Below are 20,259 nucleotides of genomic sequence, written 5' to 3'. Positions count from 1 at the left end.
ACCTCCGGGCCGGATCACGGACGGGAGGCGTTTCACGGCCCTCCGCGTCCCCCGCCGGCCACGTCCGCACTCCCACTTCACCGGCGTGACCTGACCAGACACCTAACCCCCCAAGGAACCACCGTGCGATCAACTTCGCCCGTCGCGGCGCTGAGACCGGTCCTGACCGGAATCGCCGCCGCGGCGCTGGCCTCGGCGGCCGCCCTCGTCTCCCCGGCCGCCCCGGCGCTCGCGGCCACCACGACCTTGTACGCGTCGCCCTCCGGCTCCGGCACCGCCTGCACCTCCGCCCAGCCGTGCTCACTCCCCGCCGCGCAGACGGCGGTGCGGTCACTGAACGGCGCGATGTCCGGCGACATCGTCGTGGAGCTGGCCGACGGGGTCTACCGGCTCTCCGCTCCGCTCCGGCTGACCGCCGCCGACTCCGGAAACAACGGCTATACCGTCAGATGGCAGGCCGCGCAGGGTGCGCACCCTGTCATCAGCGGCGCCCGGGCGGTCACCGGATGGTCGCAGGCCGACTCCGGGAAGAACATCTGGCGCGCCAACGTCGGCGCCGGAATCGACGCCCGGCAGCTGTACGTCGACGGCGCCCTCGCCACCCGCGCCCGCACCCAGGTGAACCGGGCCGACTTCACCGCGACCGGCGCGGGGATGAGGTTCAGCAACGGCGCGTTGAACTACCTGAACAACCTCGCCGACCAGAACCGGGTCGAGCTGGAGAGCATCGGTTCGTTCACGGACCGCTATGTGCGGGTGCAGAGCATCAGCGGGAACTTCATCACGATGCAGCAGCCCGGCTGGAACAACAACATGTTCGGATACGACGTGTTCACCACCCCACACCGGGCGGGCCCGCTCTACCTGCAGAACGCCTACGAGTTCCTCGACTCGCCGAACGAGTGGTACCTCAACCCCGGGACGGGCGTCCTCTACTACATTCCCCCCGCCGGGCGGAACGTGAACGACGTCAGCGTCGAGCTGCCCGTCCTGCAGTCCCTGGTGAACGTCGGAGGCACCTACGACGCGCCCGCGCACCACATCACGTTCAGCGGGATCACGTTCACCGGCACCAGCTGGCTGGGGCCCAGCAGCAACCAGGGTTTCGCCGACCAGCAGACCGGCGCCTACATCGCCGGTAACTGGAACTGGCCGGGCGACCTGCCGAATTCCTGCCAGGAGGGCTGCCCGCAGTTCGAGGCCACCAGGCCGAACTGGTACCAGATGCCCGCCGCCGTGCAGGTCTCCGCGGCCAAGAACATCACCTTCACCGACTCCCGGTTCGTCAACCTGGGCCAGACGGCCATCGGAATCGGCAACGACGCCAACGCCCACGCGAGCGGTGTCGGCCTGGGCGCCTCCGACATCGCGGTGACCCGGTCGGAGATCGCTCACAGCTCGGCCGGCGGCATCGTGGTCGGCGGTGTCCGCGCCGACGCGCACCACCCCGGCGACCAGCGGATGGTCAACCGGAACATCACCGTCAGCGACAACCGGATCCATGACCTCGGCCTGGACTACCGCGGCGTCGTCTCGGTTCTGACCACCTACGTCACGGGCAGCGACGTGTCCCACAACGAGGTCTACAACATGCCCTACACCGGCATGTCGATCGGATACGGCTGGGGCGCCAACGACGCGGGCGGCAGCAACCATTACGCCGACCGCGGCCTGTACAACTACCAGCCGCGGTACACGACGGCCACCACGGCGTCCGGCAACCGGCTGGTCGGCAACTACGTGCACGACGTCATGCAGCAGATGACCGACGGCGGATGCATCTACACGCTGTCGGCCAACCCGAACGCTCTGATCAGCGACAACTACTGCCTGCGGACCAACGGCTGGTTCGGGATCTACTTCGACGAGGGCTCCAAGTACTACACCGCCAGGAACAACGTCCTCGCCAACACCGGTACCTGGGCCACCGCCAACTACTGGTTCGCCGAGAACATGGGGAACTTCACCGTCACCGGCAACTGGTCGACCAACGGCAGCACCAACGTGACCAACGGCGACCGCGGCAACGTCGTCAACGGCAACGTCACGGTCACCAACGGCAACTGGCCGTCGGGAGCCCAGGCCGTGATGTCGTCCGCCGGGCCCAGGAACGGGGTGTCGCCCTCGCCCACTCCGTCGTCCTCGGGGAGCACGAGCGCGCTGCGGGGCGTCGGGTCCGGCCGGTGCCTGGACGTCGACGGCGCCTCCCAGACCAACGGCGCGCAGACGCTGATCTGGGACTGCCACGGCGGCGTCAACCAGCAGTGGACCTCCACCAGCGCCGGCGAGCTGCGCGTCTACGGCAACAAGTGCCTCGACGTCAACGGCGCCGGCACGGCCGACGGCTCCAGCGTGATCATCTGGGACTGCAACGGCCAGAACAACCAGAAGTGGCGCCTCAACTCCGACGGCACCATCACCGCCGTGGGCGCCAACAAGTGCCTGGACGTGTCCGGGTACGGCACCGCCAACGGCAGCAAGGTGCACATCTGGAGCTGCCACGGCGGCACCAACCAGCAGTGGACCCGGACCTGACGCCGGCGGTCTCCCTTCGGGGATAGCCCCGGATCGCCGTGCCCCTGCAGATCTCGTCCGTTCAGCGACCCCGGCACCGCGGCTTCGTGAGAAGTGGCCGCGGTGCCGGAGTTCGCCGAGCCGGCGAAAGCATGCGACGGCGACGCCGACCGCTCACGTGGCCCCCCGCCGCGTCGCCGGCCGCCGGCGAGCCCGATGCGAACGCCGGGACCTGGCCGCGGTCCGGGCGTCTCGACTCGCCGCCCCCACAGGGCCATCCGAACAACCTCCGACCCGTGGGAAACGATGAATCACGGCGCGGGCCGCGCCGCGCGTGCGAGCTCCACGGCTCCGACCACTCCCGCGCGATCGCCGAGGGATGGTGCGGTGACGTACTCGTTCATGGTTTCGGGGTCGGCCGGCAGCGGCGGACCCGGGTAGCCTCCGGCGAGGCCGAGCAGGCGCGCCCGCACTTCCGGAAGCAGCGAAGGGTGCTCGGCGACGCCTCCGCCCACGACGATCCGCTCGGGAGACAGCGTGTAGGTCAGGTTCATGACGGCGAGGGCGACGTACTCGGCCTCGAGTCTCCAGGCCGACTCGTCGTCCAGATGCTCGGCGGGCCGCCCCCATCGCCGGCGCATCGCCTCGCCCGACGCGAGCCCTTCGAGGCAGTCGCCGTGGAAGGGACAGCAGCCCGGGAACGGGTCCCGGACCGGATCGTGGGGGATGCGGATGTGCCCGAACTCGGGGTGCAGGAGTCCGTGCACGAGCCCGTCGTTCACCACCGCTCCCACGCCGATTCCGGTGCCCACGGTCATGTAGGCCAGCGAGCCGAGCCCCACGCCCGCTCCGCGCCGCCATTCCCCCAGCGCGGCGGCGTTGACGTCCGTTTCCAGGCGGACGGGTACGCCCAGCGCGGCGCGCAGCGGGGAGACGACGTCGGTGTTCGCCCAGCCCGGCTTGGGCGTGGCCAGGATGCGGCCGTACGTCGGCGAGCCCGGCCGCACATCGACCGGGCCGAAGGTGCCGACACCGATCGCGGCGAGGGGCCAGCGGTCCCCGAAGAACCGCACCACGGCGCCGATGGTCGTCTCCGGCGTGGTCGTGGGGATCACTTCGGTCGCGAGAACGTCTCCCCCGGCGCCGGCGACCGCGCACACCCACTTCGTCCCGCCCGCTTCGATCCCCCCGTAGACGGGGGCACTCGCTTTCATCGGAGACCTCCGAGGAAACCCCCCGCCTTCAGGCGTGGGAGGAATCGGACTCCTGCGGAGCAGGGCAGGGAAAGACGAATCGCCGCTGGGCGATCGTGGTCTGCCGGCCGAATACGCCGCAGGGCTTCACAAGCTGACATGGTAGATCGGAACCTCGCCCGCAAGGCCAGGGGCGAGGGGGCCAACCGGGCCAAGGCCCGGCGCAAGGTCGCGCGGATCTACGCCCGCATCACCGACCGCGGGCGCGACCACCTGCACAAGCCGACCACTCGACTCGTGCGCGAAAACCAAACGCTCGTGATCGAGGACCCGACCGTCCGCAACATGGTCAAGACTCGCGTCGGCGGCGCCGGCGCCCCGTGCGGGACGGTCCCGTTCACCCGGCCAGCAGGCGGAGCAGCAGGTCCTTGAGATCCGTCGCCTCGAACCGTTCCCTGGCCGCGGAGGGATCGGAGCAGAGCAGCACCGGTGCGTCGGCGGAGTCGGCGGGAAGCACCCCATGCGAGCCGCGTACGGCACGGGCGCCCCGGTCGAGGCCGACGACGTTCATGAGGTAGCGCATGCCGAGCTTCTTCCGCAGCAGTGCCACACCGGCCCTCCGCTTGGCGGCGCCGGGGTCCGCCGGGTCGAAGAAGAGCTCCGCCGGGTCGTAGCCGGGCTTGCGATGAATGTCGACGAGCCGGGCGAAGTCGGGCGCGCGGGCGTCGTCGAGCCAGTAGTAGTAGGTGAACCACGCGTCGGGCTGGGCGAGCAGGACCAGCTCGCCGGAGCGGGGGTGGTCCAGCCCGTGCGCCTTCTTTCCGCTTTCGCCGAGCACCTCGGCGACGCCGGGCAGGGACGCGCAGAGTTCGGCGGCGGCCGGCACGTCGGCGGGGTCGGCGACGTAGACGTGCGCCACCTGATGGTCGGCGACGGCGAAAACGCGCGAGGTCCACGGATCGAGATACTCCATGCCGTCCTGGGTGTAGACGTTCAGGAGCCCTTCAGCGCGGAGCATCCGGTTGACGTCGACGGGGCGGGAGACGTCGGTGATGCCGTACTCCGACACGGCGACGACGGTCCTCCCCTGCGTCGCCGCTGCGTCCAGCAGCGGTGCCAGCACGGTGTCGAGCTCGGCGGCCGCCGCGGCGGCGCGCGGGTCTGAGGGGCCGTACCGCTGCAGGTCGTAGTCGAGGTGGGGGATGTAGGCCAGCGTCAGATCGGGGTCGTGCGCTGTCATGACGTGCCGGGCGGCGCGGCAGATCCAGGTCGATGAGGCGATGCCGGCTCCCGGCCCCCAGTAGCTGAACAGGGGGAAGGCGCCGAGCGCCGCGGTGAGCTCGTCGTGCAGCTCCGGCGGGTAGGTGTAGCAGTCGGCCTCCTTGCGCCCGTCGGCGTAGTAGATCGGCCGGGGGGTGACCGTCCAGTCCACGTCCGCGCCCATGGCGTACCACCAGCACACGTTCGCCACCGTGAGGCCGGGCCGCTCGCGGCGGGCGGCCTGCCACACCTTCTCTCCGCCGACGAGCGCGTTGTGCTGGCGCCACAGCAGAACCTCGCCCAGGTCGCGAAAGTACCAGCCGTTGCCGACGACGCCGTGATCGGCCGGCGGGACGCCGGTGAGGAACGTGGACTGCACCGAGCAGGTGACGGCGGGCAGCACGGTGCCGAGTTCCGCCTGGAAGCCGCCGGCGGCGACGGCCCGGAGCCGCGGCATGTGCGCCAGCAGCCGTGGGGTCAGCCCCACCACGTCCAGGACCAGCAACGACGTCATGTACTCACTCCAAGGTCACACAGCTCGGCACGGGCGAAGTCCAGCTCGCCGGCGATGCCGGCGGCGAGCTGTCCGGGGGTCCGCGGGCGCAGGGCGGGTGGCAGCACCCCCCAGGTGTAGGTCTCCACGTCGAAGTGGTCGCAGAGCGGCCGCGGCCCGCCGACGAGCTCCGCGAGCGCCGTACGCAGCACGGGGATGGTCGTGGCCAGCGGCGCCGGCGGTGAGATGTGGAGAGGAACGTGGTAATGGACCCGCCACGGCCCGGGAAGCCGCCGCTCGAAGGCCTCGTCGAGGTCGTCGGCGGCGTCGCCGGCGGGATTGCGCGTCTGATGCAGGAAGCGCGGCTCGGCGTACTCCCGCAAGGCGTCCGGGTCCGCGGTCTCCAGGGCGGCGGAGAGCTGGACCTTGACGACCGGCAGACCGGCCCGGCTCAGCTCCTTCAGCGCACCGGCCGGCTCCTCCCAGGCGCAGGCCAGGTGGGCGAGGTCCAGGCAGACGCCGAGCCGGTCGCCGTCGACGCCGGCGAGCCGTGCCACCGCCTGGCCCGTCGTCTCCACGACGCAGCCGGGCTCGGGTTCGAACCCCACCCGTATCACCCGCCCGGTGGCGGACTCGATGGCGGCCAGACCGTCGGCCAGCCGATCGAGCCGGCGTGCGGCGAGGTCGGCCATCCCGGCGTCCCAGGGGTCGCGCCAGGCGAGCGGCAGCGTCGAGATCGACCCTCTGGCCACGTCGCCGGGCAGCAGGTCCGCGAGGATGAGCGCCAGGTCCAGGGTGTACGACAGACGATCCCGGGTGGTCCAGTCGGGATGGTAGACGGCGCGCTTGACGACCTTGTCCTGGAAGGAACGGTACGGAAAGCCGTTGAGCGTGACCACCTCCAGGCCACGAGCGGTCAGCTCGCGGCGGAGCCGGGCACGCAGGGCGGGGTCCGCGGCGAGGGCGGCGGCGACGGGCGCCGCCAGCCAGAGCCCGAGCCCCAGGACGTCCGTGCCGAGGCGGACGCGGATCGGGACCGCGTAGGTGTCGAGCTGGGCGATGACGCCGTCGAGATCCTCGGCCGCGTGCACGTTGGTGCAGTAGCCGAGGTGCAGCGGGGCTCCTCCCGGATGGCGTAGCCGCATCAGCTTCCCCCGCGCTTGATGGAGCTGCCGGCGAAGGTGGGCTGGTCCGCGTCGGTGCCGGCGCCGGTCAGGTCGAGACGCCCGGAGCCGCTGTAGAACTCCACGGGGTTGCGCCACAGCACCCGGTCGACGTCGTCCTCGGTGAACCCGGCGGCCAGCATGGCCGTCCCGGTCTCCAGCGTGAGCAGCGGGTCCGAGACGCCCCAGTCGGCGGCCGAGTTGACCAGCACCCGCTCCGTGCCGTACCGCCGGAGGATCTCCACCATGCGAGGCGGCGACATCTTCGTCTCCGGGTAGACGGAGAAGCCCATCCAGCATCCGGAGCCGTGCACGATGCCGACGGTGACCTCGTTGAGGTGGTCGACGGCGACCCGCTCGGGCGCGATCCCCGAGGCGGCGACCACCTCCAGAGTGCGCCGGGTGCCGCCGGCCTTGTCGCGGTGCGGGGTGTGGACGAGCGCCGGCAGGTCGTGCTCGACGGCGAGGGCGAGCTGCCGCTCGAAGGCGTCGTCCTCCTCCGGGGTCATCGAGTCGTAGCCGATCTCGCCGACCGCGACGACCCGGTCCTTGTCCAGGTAACGCGGCAGCAGATCGAGCACGGGACGGCAGCGCGGATCGTTCGCCTCCTTGGGGTTCAGCGCGATCGTCGCGTGGTGGACGATGCCGAACTGGGACGCCCGGTACGGCTCCCAGCCGATCAGCGAGTCGAAGTAGTCGGTGAACGATCCGGTGTTGGTGCGCGGCTGCCCCAGCCAGAAGGCCGGCTCGACGACGGCCCGGACTCCGGCCGCGGCCATCCGCGCGTAGTCGTCGGTGGTGCGCGACGTCATGTGGATGTGCGGGTCGAAGATGCGCATCAGGACTCCTCGCGGGTCAGACGGTCGAGCAGGTCGGCGGCGTCGGCGGGCATGGAGCGTCCCGCGGCGGCGCGCTCGTCGGCGAAGGCGGCCAGCATGACCGCCAGCTCACGGTCGGCCCGCTCGTCCAGCCCGTCGACGACGGTCAGCGGCACCGCCATGAACACGCACTTGAGCACCGCCTGCCGCCAGGCGGCCTGGTGGAGGCGCCGGGCGTACGGCCCGAGGGCGGCGGTCAGCAGCCGCGCGTCGTTCGTGCGGATCGCGTCGTGCAGCAGGGGCAGCCCGGCAGCGCCGACGGCGAGCATGGGCAGGGCCTTGAGCACGGCCCGCTTCTCGTCGGCGTCGCCGAAGCGGTAGAGGTCGCCGATCTCGGTCTCCACCCGGTCCGCCGGCAGCGCGGCGAGCAGCAGCGCACGCGCCGCCTCGTCCGCCGTCCAGCCGGGCACACCGGGCAGCGGTGTGCGACCGGCCCGCCGTCCGGCCTGGACGAAGGACCGGCCGATCGTCTCGGGTCGCTCGCCCGCCGCGGTGAGCGCGGTGTCCACCCATTCCCATCGCGGCGTCTCCCGCAGCGCGGCGCGCAGCCGCTCCGGATCCGTCATCCCGCTCCCCCTTCACCCTGACGTCTGGACGCGTGCTCGGCTCTGCGCAGGAATTCGACGGAACGTGCGGCCACGTCGGGCGCGGCGTGGCAGTGGCGGGGAAGCTCGACCGCGACCAGGCCCCGGTAGCCGGCGTCGGTGAGCGCGCGCAGCACCGGCGGGAAGTCGATCTCCCCTTCCCCGAACTCCAGATGTTCGTGCACGCCCCGTCGCATGTCGTCGATCTGGACGTTGACCAGGTGCCCGGCGACGGCCGCGACGCAGTGGGGCACCGGGTCGGGCTCGTTGCAGCGGCAGTGCCCGATGTCCAGCGTGATGCCGAAGCCCTCCGGAGATCCGAGCGCCTTGTGCAGCGTCCGCCAGCCGGCGATCGTCTCGACGAGCATCCCCGGCTCCGGTTCGAATCCCAGCGGAACACCCGCGCGCCGCGCGGCGTCGAGGACGCGCTCGCAGCCGTCGACCAGCCGGTTCCAGGCGGCGGCCGGGCCGAGCCGGGCCGGGCGTACGCCGGACCAGAACGACACCGCCTCGGCGCCGAGGTCCGCGCCGATCGCGACGGCGCGGCACAGGAAGTCCACCCGCCGCTCCCGGTCGTCGTCCAGCAGTGTCGGGGCGTGCTTGCGCCGTGGGTCGAGCAGGTAACGCGCACCGGTCTCGACGACCACCGCCAGGTCGAGGTCGCGCAGCCTGTCGGCGACCTCGGCCACGCGCCGTCCCAGCCCGTCCGCGTACGGGTCGAGGTGGCAGTGGTCGAGGGTCAGGGCCACTCCCTCATAGCCGAGGCCGGCGATGACGTCGAGGGCGTCCGGCAGCCGGTGATTGGCGAAGCCGTTGGTGCCGTAGCCGAACCTCATGTCGCGGAGATCCTCCTGACCAGGCGCCGGGCCAGCGGGCTCGCCGCCGCGAGGGCGAGGCCGAGGCGTGGGGCGCCGCCGCGCGCGGCGAGGGCTCCCTGGAGGGCCGGCAGGCTGACGATGCCGGCGCTGACCGCTTCACGGACGCGCTGCGCCGAGGGATCGGCGACGGCGCGCGCCTGGGGAAGACCGAACTGCGCGGCGTACCAGCCGGCGAGGACCGGCCGCGCCGGGCCCCAGGCGTCATGGGCGGCGCCCCGGACGGTGGCGGCGGTGAGCACGGCGGTGCCCGCGAGGGTCGCAGCGGGCAGGCGCGGGTCCGCCCCCGACACCTCCGCGTGCGAGAGCGCGGTGAGCAGGTACGTGTGGGCGGCGACGGTGAGGGCGCACGGCAGCGCGGCGGCGGTGCGTGAGCCGGTGGTGGCGCCCAGCAGCACGTCGAGGCCGCGGCAGAGCGCCATCGTCAGCGGACCGGCGGGTGTGCCCTTGGCCGCCACGTCGTATGCCCAGACGGCGGCGGCCAGGGGGGCGGTGACCGCCAGGGCACGCCGGCCGCCCGCGAGCCCGGCCACGGCGAGCCCGGCGACGGTGAGCCCCACCGCCGTGCCGAGGGCCGCGCCGGCCGGCACGCGCCCCGAGGGGATGGGGCGCTCCGGCCGCTCGACGGCGTCGAGATGCCGGTCGGCCCAGTCGTTGGCCGCCATCCCCGCCCAGTAGAGGAAGACCGAGGAGCAGGCCAGGCCGACGGTACGGCGGCCGAGCGTCCCACCGGCGGCCGCCCCGGCGACCACATCGCCGGGTACCGACAGCGCGGCCGGCGCCCGGACCAGGTCGATCAGATCGCGAAGCGCGATCACGGCGCCGTCCCCCGCGGGCCGAGCGCGTCCACGGCGGCCCGCAACACCTGCCACTGCTCGACCAGCGCGTGCGGCACGTCTCCGAGGGGGTCCTTGAAGAAGAAGGCCAGTTCGGTGAGCGGGCCCGTGCGCCCGGCCCGGTGCGCTGCCGCCGTCAGCCGCGCCAGGTCCAGGACCAACGGCGCGGCCAGCGCCGAGTCACAGCCGTGCCAGGTGAACTCCATGCGCATGCGGGTTCCGAGGAAGCCTTCGAAGGAGATCAGGTCCCAGGCGGTCTTGAAGTCGTCGAGGTCCTCGACGTAGTCGATCCGGGTGTCACCCTGGGGGGCATAGCCGAGCGTCTCGGTCAGCACGCGCTGCTTGCTGGCGGACTTGGCCGCGTTGGCGTCCGGCTCTGCCAGGCTCGCGCCGTCGCCGCCGCCCAGCAGGTTGACCCCCGACCAGGTGCGTACCTTCAGGTTGCGCAGGGCGAACATCGGCGCGAGCGCCGACTTGACCAGGGTCTCGCCGGTCTTGCCGTCGTGGCCGGCGTACGGAAGCCGCTTGCTGCGGGCCAGGGCGTCGAGGGCGGGCAGGCGGGCGCCGGTGGAGGGCGTGAACTCGACGTACGGGCAGCCGGCTCGCAGGGCGGCGTAGGCGGCCAGGGCGCTGGGCGGCAGTACGGGCTCCGGACCGGCCAGCGCGGCACGCAGCGCGTCGAGATCGGCGTGGGCGGGATGCGGGCGCGGCGCCGGTTCCGTGTTCGACACGTTGATGACGACGACGTGATCCAGTTGGTGGCGTCGGCGGAAATCGTCCAGATCGGCGCCGATGGCGTCCGCGACCTCGGCCTGGGTGTCGCCGAGCGGCAGGGGCCGTACGTCCTGTTCGATCTCCTGTAGCGCGTCCTGCACGGCCTCGACGAGTCGAGCCGGAACCACGCCCGCCTCGGCCAGCGCGGCGGCCTTCTTAGCCAGGGGGATCGAGGAGATGTCGTGGCCGCCGAAGACCAGCTCCCCTATGCCGGGGAGGGCGTCGCTGTGCAGCTCGGGCGACTCCAGGACGCATCCGATCGGCTCGGCCAGGCCCGCCCGCACCGCCAGCGCCCCGAACATGCTGGTGACCGCGACCGATCCTCGTACTCCGATCAGCCATACTCCGGTTCTCATCTGTCTCCTCTCGCGATCGTTCGCTGGGACGGTGAAGTGCTCACGGTTCAAGACGCGCTCAGGGGAACCGCTCGACGATTCCTCGTATCGCATGAGAGGGCGATTCGGACGATGACCGCGGCACCGGAAGCCTCCTGGGGTGTGCGTGCGTCTGGTATCCCGCCCGCCTGGCGGCGCCGACCGGCATACCGCTACGGCACCGAGGTCGGCGTCAACGATGCGGGCGCGGCTCCGGGGGCCGATCCAGGCGGGCGGGACGTTCTGGGGGGGAAGGGGCAGGTGGTGATCCCGCGACCGCGTGCGGCCTGGCCGCGGCACTCCATGGAGTGCGCCGCGACGCGGTTCGGGACGGTCAGACGGGCGAGATGTTCATGGCGACCGGTAGCCGGCGGGTGAGGGATGTTCGCCCATGCCTGAGCCTCCACTTGGGGAATCGACGAGGGAACGCGGATGGACGCCAGCGGAATCACGGCCCGATCCATCGTCGGACCACGTCGCGTTCGGCGTCCCCTGCCGCCCACCACCGACCCGGCAGGTAGAGGTCGTTGAGTGCTCAGTCTGGAAACCACGGGTGTCACCTGTCAAGGGTCCGTGCGAACCGTTTCGATTCGCGCTGCACAATCACCCCGCCCGCACGGACGGCCGCACCGCCGATGAACGTTTCAGCCGGCGCCCGAGCCGACGCATGGATCCTGCGGGAGGAATCGTCCCGATCCTTGACAAAGTGACATCGATTCGTGTTTGCTCCGCCGCACCACCACCTCCATCAGCCGAGGGAGAGGAGCACCGTTTCGCGGACTGCGATGTTAACGATAACAATTTCGGCTGCCGTCATCACGATCCGGTCGGCGCCCGCCACCGTGGACAGACCGCGCGCGATGACCACCTCTCGACGTCGCGGGTCATACGGCCATCGCGACGTCCCCGGTGGAACATCCCGCCGAGTCGGGTGACGACGCCGCCCGAACCGCGGATCTCCCGCTCGATGTCCAGCCGGCCGGCTTCGTCCCCGGTTGCCGAAGAGACCGACACGGCACGGGCCCGGCCGCTCGCCGACGGCGTCGCACCGCCATGAACGCGCGGGCCGTACGGCTCTCGCCTCCGTTCCGTACGCGCCCGGCGACCCGGCGCGATTGGAACGATCCACAGCCATCACCCCCGGTGAGCCCGCCGATCCCCGGCTCGCCGAACCCACTCCGCGCCGGCCCGGCCGTCACCGACGAGGCCGGGTCCGCCCCCTCCGGCGACACCGGCGCCCGGCCGCTCTTCCGGCTCACCTCCGCCCGTGAACGCCGCGCACTCGGGATCTGCTCGCACCCGGCGACCGGCGGCGACACGCTCCCTACCGTTGACGGCGGCGGAAGGCGGGCGCGAGGAGGCCACTCCCAGATCGGATCCGTACCGACCTTCCCACAGGTCCCGGCAGCACCTGCCGCTCTGTCGTCCGAAATCCGCGGCAAGGCGCGCTTCGGCAACCCGAGATGCGCTGACCGCGAAGAAGGTGCTGGTCCGTCCGCTTTCCGGTGAGTCAGCGCCCCGCCGGCGCCGCGGTCGGCTCCCTTGCTAAGGGCAACTTCATTCCTATATGGTGCGAGGCATTCGCACGATGTGAGAATGGATTGGGGAACCAGCATGAGCGACGGCGAGCCCGCCTACGGCCGAGTCCTCGACTTGCTCCTGGCTTTCTCGGATCGGCCGACGTGGACCGTGGATGCCCTCGCCGAGCAGATGGACGAGACCAAGAGCACGACCTATCGCTTCGTCAAGAGCCTGCGCGAACGCAACCTCGTCGTGCGTCAGTCCACGGGCGAGTACTCGCTGGGCCCCGCGATCCTCACCCTGGCCAGGCACGTCGAGGCGCGAGGATCGCTCTCCGAGGTCGCACTGCCCGTGATGCGCACGCTCGCGGTCGACTCCGGCGAGAGCGTCATCCTCACCACGGTGGTCGGGAACAGGGCGCTGGCGCTCGAGCAGGTGTCCGGACCCCAGCCGATCAGCCTGTCGTTCAAGCCGGGGACACTGCGTCCGCTCCATGTGGGCGCCTCATCGAAGATCCTCCTCGCCAACCTCCCCGAGCCCGAGTTCGGCGAGGCCGTCAAGGCGGTCACGACCCCCGGCTACAGCGACCACCCGGTCACCGACGTCGACGGACTCCTCGCGAATCTCGCCGGGATCAGAGAAGAGGGCGTCGCGATCACCGAGGGTGAGTACGAGCCCGGCGTCAAGGCGGTCGCATGCCCGGTCTTCGACGCGCGCAAGAGACTGAAGGGCGCCATCAGCATCGCCGGCCCGGCACACCGTATGCCCTCCGCCTCTGATCAGCGTCTCACGGAGTTGCTGTCGGCCGCCGTGGAAGCCATCGGCCTGGGCCTGGACCCGAGAAGCCATGACTGACATCCACCACATCGGCGTACGCGTCGCGGACATCGAGAAGACCGTGTCCGTCCTCACTCGAGCATTCGGAGTGGAGATCCGGTACGACACGACGGCCCGTTCCCCGCGACTCCGGCGTATCGCCTACGCGATGTTCGGCAACTGTCGCCTCGAGTTGATCGAGGACCCGGAGGATCCGCCCGCTGGGAACGAGCAGGCCGTTCTCGACCACATCGCGATAGGCACGAGCGACATCGTCCCGGCGATGCGAGACCTCGCTTCGGCCGGTTTCGAGTCGCTGGACGACCACCCGAGAGTGGCGGCCTTCGGAAACCAGGTGGCGGCGTACGACCGGGACACCTTCTCCGGAATCAAGCTGCACCTTGTGCGCGAGCGGGAGAGGAAAGAACCTTGAGCACACTGAAGGTGCTGGCGAACCATGAGATGTTGTCGCTGCAGCCCAACGAGTCGTTCTCCGACTCCAGCGCGGCGACCCCCGTTCTGAAGCTCACCTGCCCCGGACTGCTCGATCTCGGCTCCTCCGGGGAGATCGTGCCCTCCATCGCACGCTCGTGGAGCGCGTCACCGGAATGGGACGACTTCCGGTTCCATGTCCACCGGGACCTGACCTTCAGCAACGGACAGGCCGCCACGACGGAAGCGATCGCTGACAGCATCCGACGCAGTCTCGATCCTCGCCGAAACTCCCTGCACGCCCGGGACTTGGGCGCCATCGACACGGTGAGGGCCGTTTCGGCGGACGAGCTCCGGATTCGCACTGACGGGCCGGCTCCGATGCTGCCCTGGTATCTGGCCTGGAGACACTATGTGGTCGCCGACACAGAACTCCAGCCCACCGGTCTCGGCCCCTACCGGCTGGTCGAGTGGATCCGCGGAGACTCCGTCCGGTTGCGACGGAACCCCGCCTACCGCCTGGGACCGATGCCCTATTTCGAGAACATCCACGTCGAGTTCGCGCCGACATCGGAGCTACGGCGAGACAAGGCGCTGACCGGCGAGTTCGACTTCATCGAGACGCTGCCGCCCGCTCTCCTGGACGATGACCGGTTCAGGCGGGATTACACGATCATGCCCGTCGCCTCGGGGAGCAGGACCGTCCTCACCTACAACGCCAGGAAAAGCCGGTTCCGCTCCGCCGAGCAGCGGAAGCGGCTGGCCCGGATGGTCGATGTCCATGAGCTGCGGCGCCGTGTCCTCGGCGAGGCCGCCGGCCTCAGCAGGACGCCGAGCGGCATCTCCGGCGAGAGGGCCGAATCCTCCGGCGCCGGGGAGTGCGGACCGATCAGATTGGCCGCTCCGAACATCAGTCCGGTCCATGAGGCGGCGCACGAGATCGCGCGGCAGCTGGAGGCCCAGGGCCTGGCCGTGTCCGTCGCTCTGTACGACGACCCGCCGTGGTGGCCATTGGTCTACCCGGGTCTTTCCGCGCCGGAGTGGGATCTGGCGATCCAGAGCATGCCGGCGCGTCCGCACCCCGCCGTCACGCTTCGCCGGGAATACCACTCCGACGGCCCGTTCAACGCGACCGGCATCAGGAACCCGGCTCTGGACGAACTCGCCGACTCCCTCGACGCCCGGGCCGGAGAACCCGAAGCGGATGAGATCTACCGGCAGGCGATGGCGGTCGCGGACGAAGCCTGCATGTACACCGAGCTGTATCGGTCGCATCACAGCATCGCGACAAGCAAGAGGATCAAGGGCGCCGGCCCTCATTCAATGAGCTTTTGGAACGTGACGACGTTCTACCGGTGATCAGGACACCGAGAGAGGAATCAGGGATATGTTCCAGAAAAAGATGTGGGCGATCGTGGCAGGGATCGGTCTCTCACTGGTCGCTTCGGGATGTGGCGGTGCCTCCGGCGAGTCGGGCGACACCCTCAAGGTCGGCTACGTCAACGAGCGGCCGTACTCCTGGATCGACGGCGACGATGTCAAGGGCACCGACATCGACATCATCAAGACCTGCATGAAGCACATCGACGGGCCCGCGAATCTGGAGTACGTCCAGGCCGACTTCGAAGGCCTGATCCCCGGCCTGCAGGGCAAGCGGTTCGATGTGATCGCCGGCGGGCTGCTGTACAACGACGAGCGGCAGAAGCTCGCGGACGCGACATCGCCCACCTACCAGTTCCGCCTGGCCGCGATGGTTCAGGCGGGGAATCCGCACGGAATCACCACGGAGATCCAGAGCCTGATCGCCGCCGAGGGCCGCATCGGGGCCAAGCAGGGAACCTACGACTACGAGGTTCTCGTGAAGCATCCGGAACTGGGCGACCGGGTCGTCGGATACGAGTCCAGCCAGTCGGCGTACCGGGACCTGGAAAACGGCCGCGTCATCGCCGTCATCGACAACGAGGCCCTCGTCGTGCAGTACCTGAAGGCCAGCCCGAACCCGAAGTTGGAGATCGTCCAGCCCTTCAACGGCGTCTACGAGCCGGCCGGCGCGGTGATCTGGTTCCGCAAGGGCCTCGAAAGCACCGTGGACAAGGTGAACGAGTGCGTTAAGGACATCAAGGGGAACGGCGAGCTCACCAAGATCTTGGAAGCCAACGACTACCCGGTCGAAGCGGTGACGGGTCCGGACGAGACGACCCCGAACCGGAAGTAAGTCCTGCCGCCGGGGCTCCCCTGAGGCCAGGACAGTGCGAGGAGAGGTATCTCTGGTGCGCAGGATGGAGATATGTCGTGAAGCTAGTTGAGTTCTTCGCCCAGAATTGGCGAGAACTGATTCCCCCCGCCGGAGTGGCCATCCTGGTGACTCTGATCACGATTCCCATCTTTCTCTCGATCGGCACCCTGAGTGCGACTTCGCAGGTCTACGGCGGCCGCCTGGCGAAGCGGGTGGTGAATGTCTATCTGGCGATCTTCCGCGGTACGCCGTTGCTGATTCAGGTGTTCTGGATCTTCTACGGTCTGCCGTTGATCGGAATTCGCCTCCACCCCATCGTCGCCGGTGTCCTCGCATTGTCACTGAACTTCGGGGCCTACGCCTCGGAGATCATGAGGTCGGGCCTGGGCTCGGTCGCCAACGGCCAGTACGAGGCGGCCACCATGCTGGGGATGACCCGCCGTCAGGCCCTGCGGAGAGTCGTCTTCCCGCAGGCGCTGGTGGTCTCCGCTCCGTCCCTGGTCAACCAGGTCATCGAGCTGTTCAAGAACACCTCGCTGCTCGGACTGATCACGGTCGCGGAACTCATCAGGGCGGGCCGGCAACTGGGAGTGTCGACATTCGATCCGATGTCGAGCTGGCTTCTCGTCGCCGCTTTCTACGTGGTCATCGCGGGCCTGGCCGCCATCGGCATGCGGAGGTTCGAACGAAGGATCAACCGGGCCCTCGTGAACACAGGAGCGACGCCGTGAGCGACAGCGTTTCGATGTGGTGGTCGGAGTACCTGCCCATGTTCGCCGTCGGAGCATGGCGGACGATCCAGCTCACCGTGATGTCGATGCTCCTGGCCACCGTGCTCGGCCTCCTCATCGCCGTGGTGCGCCGGATGAGGGTGCCGGGGCTGAGCCAGTTGCTCGCGGCGTTCGTCCAGGTGATGCGCCTGGTGCCGGAACTCGTGCTCCTCTTCCTGGTGTACTACTCGCTGCCCGAACTGGGCATCCTGCTCTCGGCGTTCGTCTCGGCCGTCCTCGTGTTCGGAGTCCACTATTCGGCGTTCCTCTCGGAGGTCTTCCGCGGCGGCCTGGAGGCCATCCCGCATTCGCAGGTCGAAGCCTCGAAGATGCTGCAATTGGGCAAGGGCGTGATGTGGCGCCGGGTGATCCTCCCTCAGGCGGTTCGGAACGTCATCCCGACGTGGGGGAACTACCTCCAAACCGTGATCAAGGCTTCCGCGCTGGCGGGCACGATCACGTATGGAGAATTGTTCTTCCAGACAAACTTCATGGCCAATCAGAATTTTCGTTACTTCGAACTCTTCACGGTCGCCGCGGCAATCTACTTCGTGATGAGCTGGGGTGCGGCCAAGTTGCAGCACCGCCTTGAGAAGAGTTTCGCGAGGGAGCGGAGGAAAACAGCATGACGAATTCCCTCACGTCATCCCATGACGAGACGGCCCAGGTATACGTCGATGTCTCCGGTCTGACGAAGAGCTTCGGCGCCAACCAGGTGCTCAAGGGCGTCGACCTACGGGTGAAGGCCGGCGAGTGCGTCGTGCTCATCGGTGCCTCGGGCTCCGGCAAGACCACTCTCCTGCGCTCGGTCGCCGCGCTGGAGACGCCGGACTCGGGATCGATCCGGGTGGTCTCCCGTCGGCTGGACTACGGACCGGCCGGGAAGCGGAGCTACGGCGAGAAGGAGCTGCGGGCCTTCCGATCGGACATCGGCATGGTGTTCCAGCAGTACAACCTGTTCCCCCACCTGACGGTGCTGGAGAACATGACGGTCGCCCCGCGGCACGTGCACGGGGTCGGCAAGGCGGAGGCCGAAGCCGCCGCGATCAAGTTGCTGGCCCGCGTGGGCCTGGCGGACAAGGCCGCCTCCTACCCGCTGCAACTGTCAGGCGGACAGCAACAGCGGGTCGCCATCGCCCGGGCGCTGGCGCTGAACCCGCGGGTCATGCTGTTCGACGAGGTGACGTCCGCCCTGGACCCGCAGCTGGTGGAGGAGGTGGAGAGCGTCATCCAGCAGCTGGCGTCCGACGGGATGACGATGCTGCTGGTGACGCATGAGCTCTCCTTCGCGAGAGCGGTCGCTGACCGGATCGTGTTCATGTCGAACGGCGTCGTGCTCGAAACGGGCACTCCCGCGCAGATCCTGGACGACCCCGAGTGCGAGGAGACGCGGCGCTTCGTCAAGCGCGCGCAACGTGTCTGACAGACGAATTCGCACCCGCTCCCGGAAATTTGGAGGATGAGGTAACCGATGAACGAGTTTCTCCTGACCCGCCTGCGGTACTACGTCGACGGCGGGATCGCCGAGGGCTCGATTCACGTGCGCGATTCGAACATCGCCGCTCTCTACCCGGTGGACGCGGCTCTGCCGTCCGGCGTCCACCGGGTCGATTGCGGCGGCAAGCTCGCGATTCCCGGTCTGGTCAACGCACACACCCACAGCCACAACATCCTGGCGAGAGGCACCCTCGGTGCGTCGTCGCTGGAGGTGCTGATCGGCAATATCGACGCGGCGAACAAGGACCGGACGCCGGAGGAGGCCTACGCGGCGGCGGCGCTGAACGCCATCGAGTGCGTTCGGGGCGGGTCGACCGCGCTGGTCGACATGTTCACCACCTACCCGCTCAGCCGGGAGCACATCGACGCCGTCGCGCAGGCGTATGTGGACGTGGGGGTCCGCGCCCTGGTGGCCCCTCACTTCACGGATCTTTCTTCCCAGGCCCACCTGCCCGGGTTCGTCGAGTCCCTGCCGGCGGATCTTCGAGCGGAGATCGAAGGTCAGCCGGCCGCCGACGAGGTCGACCTCCGCATCACCGCGGAGGCGAGCCGGCAGTGGAACCACGCCTGCGAGGGGCGCATCACCTTCGGTCTGGCGCCGACGGTCCCGCACCAATGTACGGACCGGCTCCTGGCGGACACCGGCCGATTGGCGGCCGAACTGGGCGTCCCGATCCACACGCACCTGGCGGAGAGCCGTACCGAGACCGTGAGCAGCCAGACCAGGTTCGCCGGAGCGTTCGTGGCCAGGCTGATCGACTTCGGCATCCTGGGGGAAGGCCATTCGGCGGCGCACGCGATCTGGCTGGGCCGGCGCGACCTGGGACGCCTGGCCGAGGCGGGCTCCGTTCTCGTCCACTGTCCGATGTCGAACCTGCGGCTGGGTGCCGGCGTCGCCCGGGTCAACGAGTGGGAGCGGGCAGGCGTGGCCTGGACCCTGGGCTCGGACGGTGCGGTGTCCAGCGACAACCTGAACATGCTGGAGACCATCAAGTGCGCGGGCCTGTCGTCGCGGATCTGGTCCCACGACACGTCCACCTGGCTGACGGCCCGGCAACTCCTGGAACGAGCCTTCGCGGGATCGACGAAGACCCTCGGCTCGGCCCACGACCTGAGCGGGATCCGTCCCGGTGCACAGGCGGACCTCACGCTCTTCGACACGCGGTCCACCTACCTCGCTCCGGGCCTCGATCTCGTCGCCCAACTCGTCTACTCGGAGACGGGCGCCTCCGTCTCGGACGTCATCGTCGCGGGCAGGTTCGTCCTGGAGAACGGCCGCATCGGGACCATCGACGAGGAGTCGATGATCGAGCGGGTGCGGCTCGGAGGCCAGGCCATGATCACACGCAACGCCGAGGCGTGGGCCCTGGCCGAGCGGCTGCGTCCGTACTACAACGCGGTGAACATGCGCACCGCACAGATGCCGTGGCGACCGGCCGACGATGCCGAGCCCGAATGGTCGGCGTCCGACCTCACCCTCCCCTTCTGATCTGGAACCCGCCCGTCCAGAGGATCGATCCCGCTACCCGGAGAGACGAATGGAATACATGCACATCGCCCTGCGAGAGGCCGAGAAGGCCGGTGCACGCGGCGATCAACCCGTCGGCGCCGTTCTGGTGGCCGGTACCGACTTCGTCGTGGGGTCCAATCGCATCGCCAGCTCCGCGAATCCCGTCCTGCATGCCGAAGTGGACGCGATCCTGCGGGCGGTGGAATCAGGATTGACGTTGGTCGGAGCCCGGCTCTTCTCGACGGTCGAGTCGTGCTACATGTGTTTGGGTGCGATCTTGAACGCCGGGATCTCGGAACTGATCTACGGCATATCGTTGCGCGATATCCACCCGGAGGAGCGATTCCGCGCGAGATACGGAGGCTACTCGTGCGCGACGATGCTCGAACTGCTGGGCAGAACCGATGAGCGATTCGTCTTGACCGGCGGTGTGGACGCCGGGGACTGCCTTGCGGTCTGGGACCGCTATCGCGACGCGGGCTGGAACGCCTTCCTGAGGTAGGACGCGGCCGTTCACGGCATGCGGCAGGGTA

General features: G+C 69.5%; 18 protein-coding genes and 1 pseudogene. 11 read left to right on the top strand and 8 right to left on the bottom strand.

The genetic code is table 11. The features are described 5' to 3' along the window. Positions 1 to 123 precede the first annotated feature (123 nt). A complete protein-coding gene (locus tag ACQP1K_RS11250; RefSeq protein WP_433500822.1) occupies positions 124 to 2,535 on the top strand; it encodes an RICIN domain-containing protein in 2,412 nt (803 codons plus the stop codon). Between the two features lie 290 nt (positions 2,536 to 2,825). Here ACQP1K_RS11250 and ACQP1K_RS11245 read toward each other — a convergent pair whose 3' ends face one another. Then, positions 2,826 to 3,728 (bottom strand): ROK family protein, encoded by a 903-nt coding sequence (locus ACQP1K_RS11245; protein ID WP_433500821.1) that lies wholly within the window; start codon positions 3,726 to 3,728, stop codon positions 2,826 to 2,828. 147 nt (positions 3,729 to 3,875) lie between these two features. Between ACQP1K_RS11245 and ACQP1K_RS11240 the strand changes: the two are divergent. Continuing rightward, a pseudogene (locus tag ACQP1K_RS11240) lies at positions 3,876 to 4,061 on the top strand (transposase); the annotation flags it as partial. A 43-nt stretch (positions 4,062 to 4,104) separates the two neighbouring features. Here the strand turns inward: ACQP1K_RS11240 and ACQP1K_RS11235 are convergent. From ACQP1K_RS11235 to ACQP1K_RS11205, 7 genes are read right to left on the bottom strand one after another with little or no spacing between them, the layout of a single operon-like run. Further along, positions 4,105 to 5,481 carry a nucleotide pyrophosphatase/phosphodiesterase family protein gene (locus ACQP1K_RS11235; protein ID WP_055482246.1) on the bottom strand — a complete coding sequence of 459 codons (1,377 nt, stop codon included), beginning with the start codon at positions 5,479 to 5,481 and terminating at the stop codon, positions 4,105 to 4,107. Next, positions 5,478 to 6,605, bottom strand: a complete 1,128-nt coding sequence (gene eboE, locus ACQP1K_RS11230; protein ID WP_433500820.1) for a metabolite traffic protein EboE — start codon at positions 6,603 to 6,605, stop codon at positions 5,478 to 5,480. The genes ACQP1K_RS11235 and eboE overlap by 4 nt, the downstream gene beginning before the upstream one ends. Next, positions 6,605 to 7,462, bottom strand: coding sequence for a TatD family hydrolase (locus ACQP1K_RS11225; RefSeq protein WP_055482248.1), 858 nt, complete (start codon positions 7,460 to 7,462; stop codon positions 6,605 to 6,607). Before ACQP1K_RS11225 ends, eboE begins: the two co-directional genes overlap by 1 nt. Continuing rightward, a complete protein-coding gene (locus ACQP1K_RS11220) occupies positions 7,462 to 8,067 on the bottom strand; it encodes an EboA domain-containing protein (protein WP_433500819.1) in 606 nt (201 codons plus the stop codon). The genes ACQP1K_RS11225 and ACQP1K_RS11220 overlap by 1 nt, the downstream gene beginning before the upstream one ends. Then, positions 8,064 to 8,921 carry a sugar phosphate isomerase/epimerase family protein gene (locus ACQP1K_RS11215; protein WP_433500818.1) on the bottom strand — a complete coding sequence of 286 codons (858 nt, stop codon included), beginning with the start codon at positions 8,919 to 8,921 and terminating at the stop codon, positions 8,064 to 8,066. Before ACQP1K_RS11215 ends, ACQP1K_RS11220 begins: the two co-directional genes overlap by 4 nt. Further along, complete coding sequence (locus ACQP1K_RS11210) at positions 8,918 to 9,778, bottom strand: SCO3242 family prenyltransferase (RefSeq protein WP_433500817.1); 861 nt, start codon at positions 9,776 to 9,778, stop codon at positions 8,918 to 8,920. The genes ACQP1K_RS11215 and ACQP1K_RS11210 overlap by 4 nt, the downstream gene beginning before the upstream one ends. Next, positions 9,775 to 10,926, bottom strand: coding sequence for an inositol-3-phosphate synthase (locus tag ACQP1K_RS11205; protein WP_433500816.1), 1,152 nt, complete (start codon positions 10,924 to 10,926; stop codon positions 9,775 to 9,777). The genes ACQP1K_RS11210 and ACQP1K_RS11205 overlap by 4 nt, the downstream gene beginning before the upstream one ends. Positions 10,927 to 12,558: 1,632 nt before the next feature. Between ACQP1K_RS11205 and ACQP1K_RS11200 the strand changes: the two genes are divergently transcribed. From ACQP1K_RS11200 to ACQP1K_RS11160, 9 genes are all read left to right on the top strand, one after another. Then, on the top strand, positions 12,559 to 13,320 hold the full coding sequence (locus ACQP1K_RS11200; protein WP_433500815.1) for an IclR family transcriptional regulator: 762 nt from the start codon (positions 12,559 to 12,561) through the stop codon (positions 13,318 to 13,320). Beyond that, a complete protein-coding gene (locus ACQP1K_RS11195) occupies positions 13,313 to 13,714 on the top strand; it encodes a VOC family protein (RefSeq protein WP_433500814.1) in 402 nt (133 codons plus the stop codon). The genes ACQP1K_RS11200 and ACQP1K_RS11195 overlap by 8 nt, the downstream gene beginning before the upstream one ends. Next, entirely contained in the window at positions 13,711 to 15,072 is a 1,362-nt protein-coding gene (locus ACQP1K_RS11190) for an ABC transporter substrate-binding protein (protein ID WP_433500813.1), read from the top strand. The genes ACQP1K_RS11195 and ACQP1K_RS11190 overlap by 4 nt, the downstream gene beginning before the upstream one ends. A gap of 28 nt (positions 15,073 to 15,100) precedes the next feature. Continuing rightward, entirely contained in the window at positions 15,101 to 15,928 is an 828-nt protein-coding gene (locus ACQP1K_RS11185; protein ID WP_433500812.1) for a transporter substrate-binding domain-containing protein, read from the top strand. Positions 15,929 to 16,005: 77 nt separating this feature from the next. Next, complete coding sequence (locus ACQP1K_RS11180; RefSeq protein WP_433500811.1) at positions 16,006 to 16,680, top strand: amino acid ABC transporter permease; 675 nt, start codon at positions 16,006 to 16,008, stop codon at positions 16,678 to 16,680. Beyond that, positions 16,677 to 17,348 carry an amino acid ABC transporter permease gene (locus ACQP1K_RS11175; RefSeq protein ID WP_433500810.1) on the top strand — a complete coding sequence of 224 codons (672 nt, stop codon included), beginning with the start codon at positions 16,677 to 16,679 and terminating at the stop codon, positions 17,346 to 17,348. Before ACQP1K_RS11180 ends, ACQP1K_RS11175 begins: the two co-directional genes overlap by 4 nt. Beyond that, positions 17,345 to 18,142, top strand: coding sequence for an amino acid ABC transporter ATP-binding protein (locus tag ACQP1K_RS11170; RefSeq protein ID WP_433500809.1), 798 nt, complete (start codon positions 17,345 to 17,347; stop codon positions 18,140 to 18,142). The genes ACQP1K_RS11175 and ACQP1K_RS11170 overlap by 4 nt, the downstream gene beginning before the upstream one ends. Before the next feature lie 48 nt (positions 18,143 to 18,190). Beyond that, on the top strand, positions 18,191 to 19,705 hold the full coding sequence (locus tag ACQP1K_RS11165; RefSeq protein WP_433500808.1) for an amidohydrolase family protein: 1,515 nt from the start codon (positions 18,191 to 18,193) through the stop codon (positions 19,703 to 19,705). A gap of 49 nt (positions 19,706 to 19,754) precedes the next feature. Continuing rightward, entirely contained in the window at positions 19,755 to 20,228 is a 474-nt protein-coding gene (locus tag ACQP1K_RS11160; RefSeq protein WP_433500807.1) for a nucleoside deaminase, read from the top strand. Positions 20,229 to 20,259: the final 31 nt, after the last annotated feature.

Source organism: Sphaerimonospora sp. CA-214678, from assembly GCF_050942215.1.
Taxonomy (GTDB): domain Bacteria; phylum Actinomycetota; class Actinomycetes; order Streptosporangiales; family Streptosporangiaceae; genus Sphaerimonospora.
The sequence above is the reverse complement of the archived record's forward strand: the minus strand, read 5'-3'. Positions and strand labels throughout refer to the sequence as shown.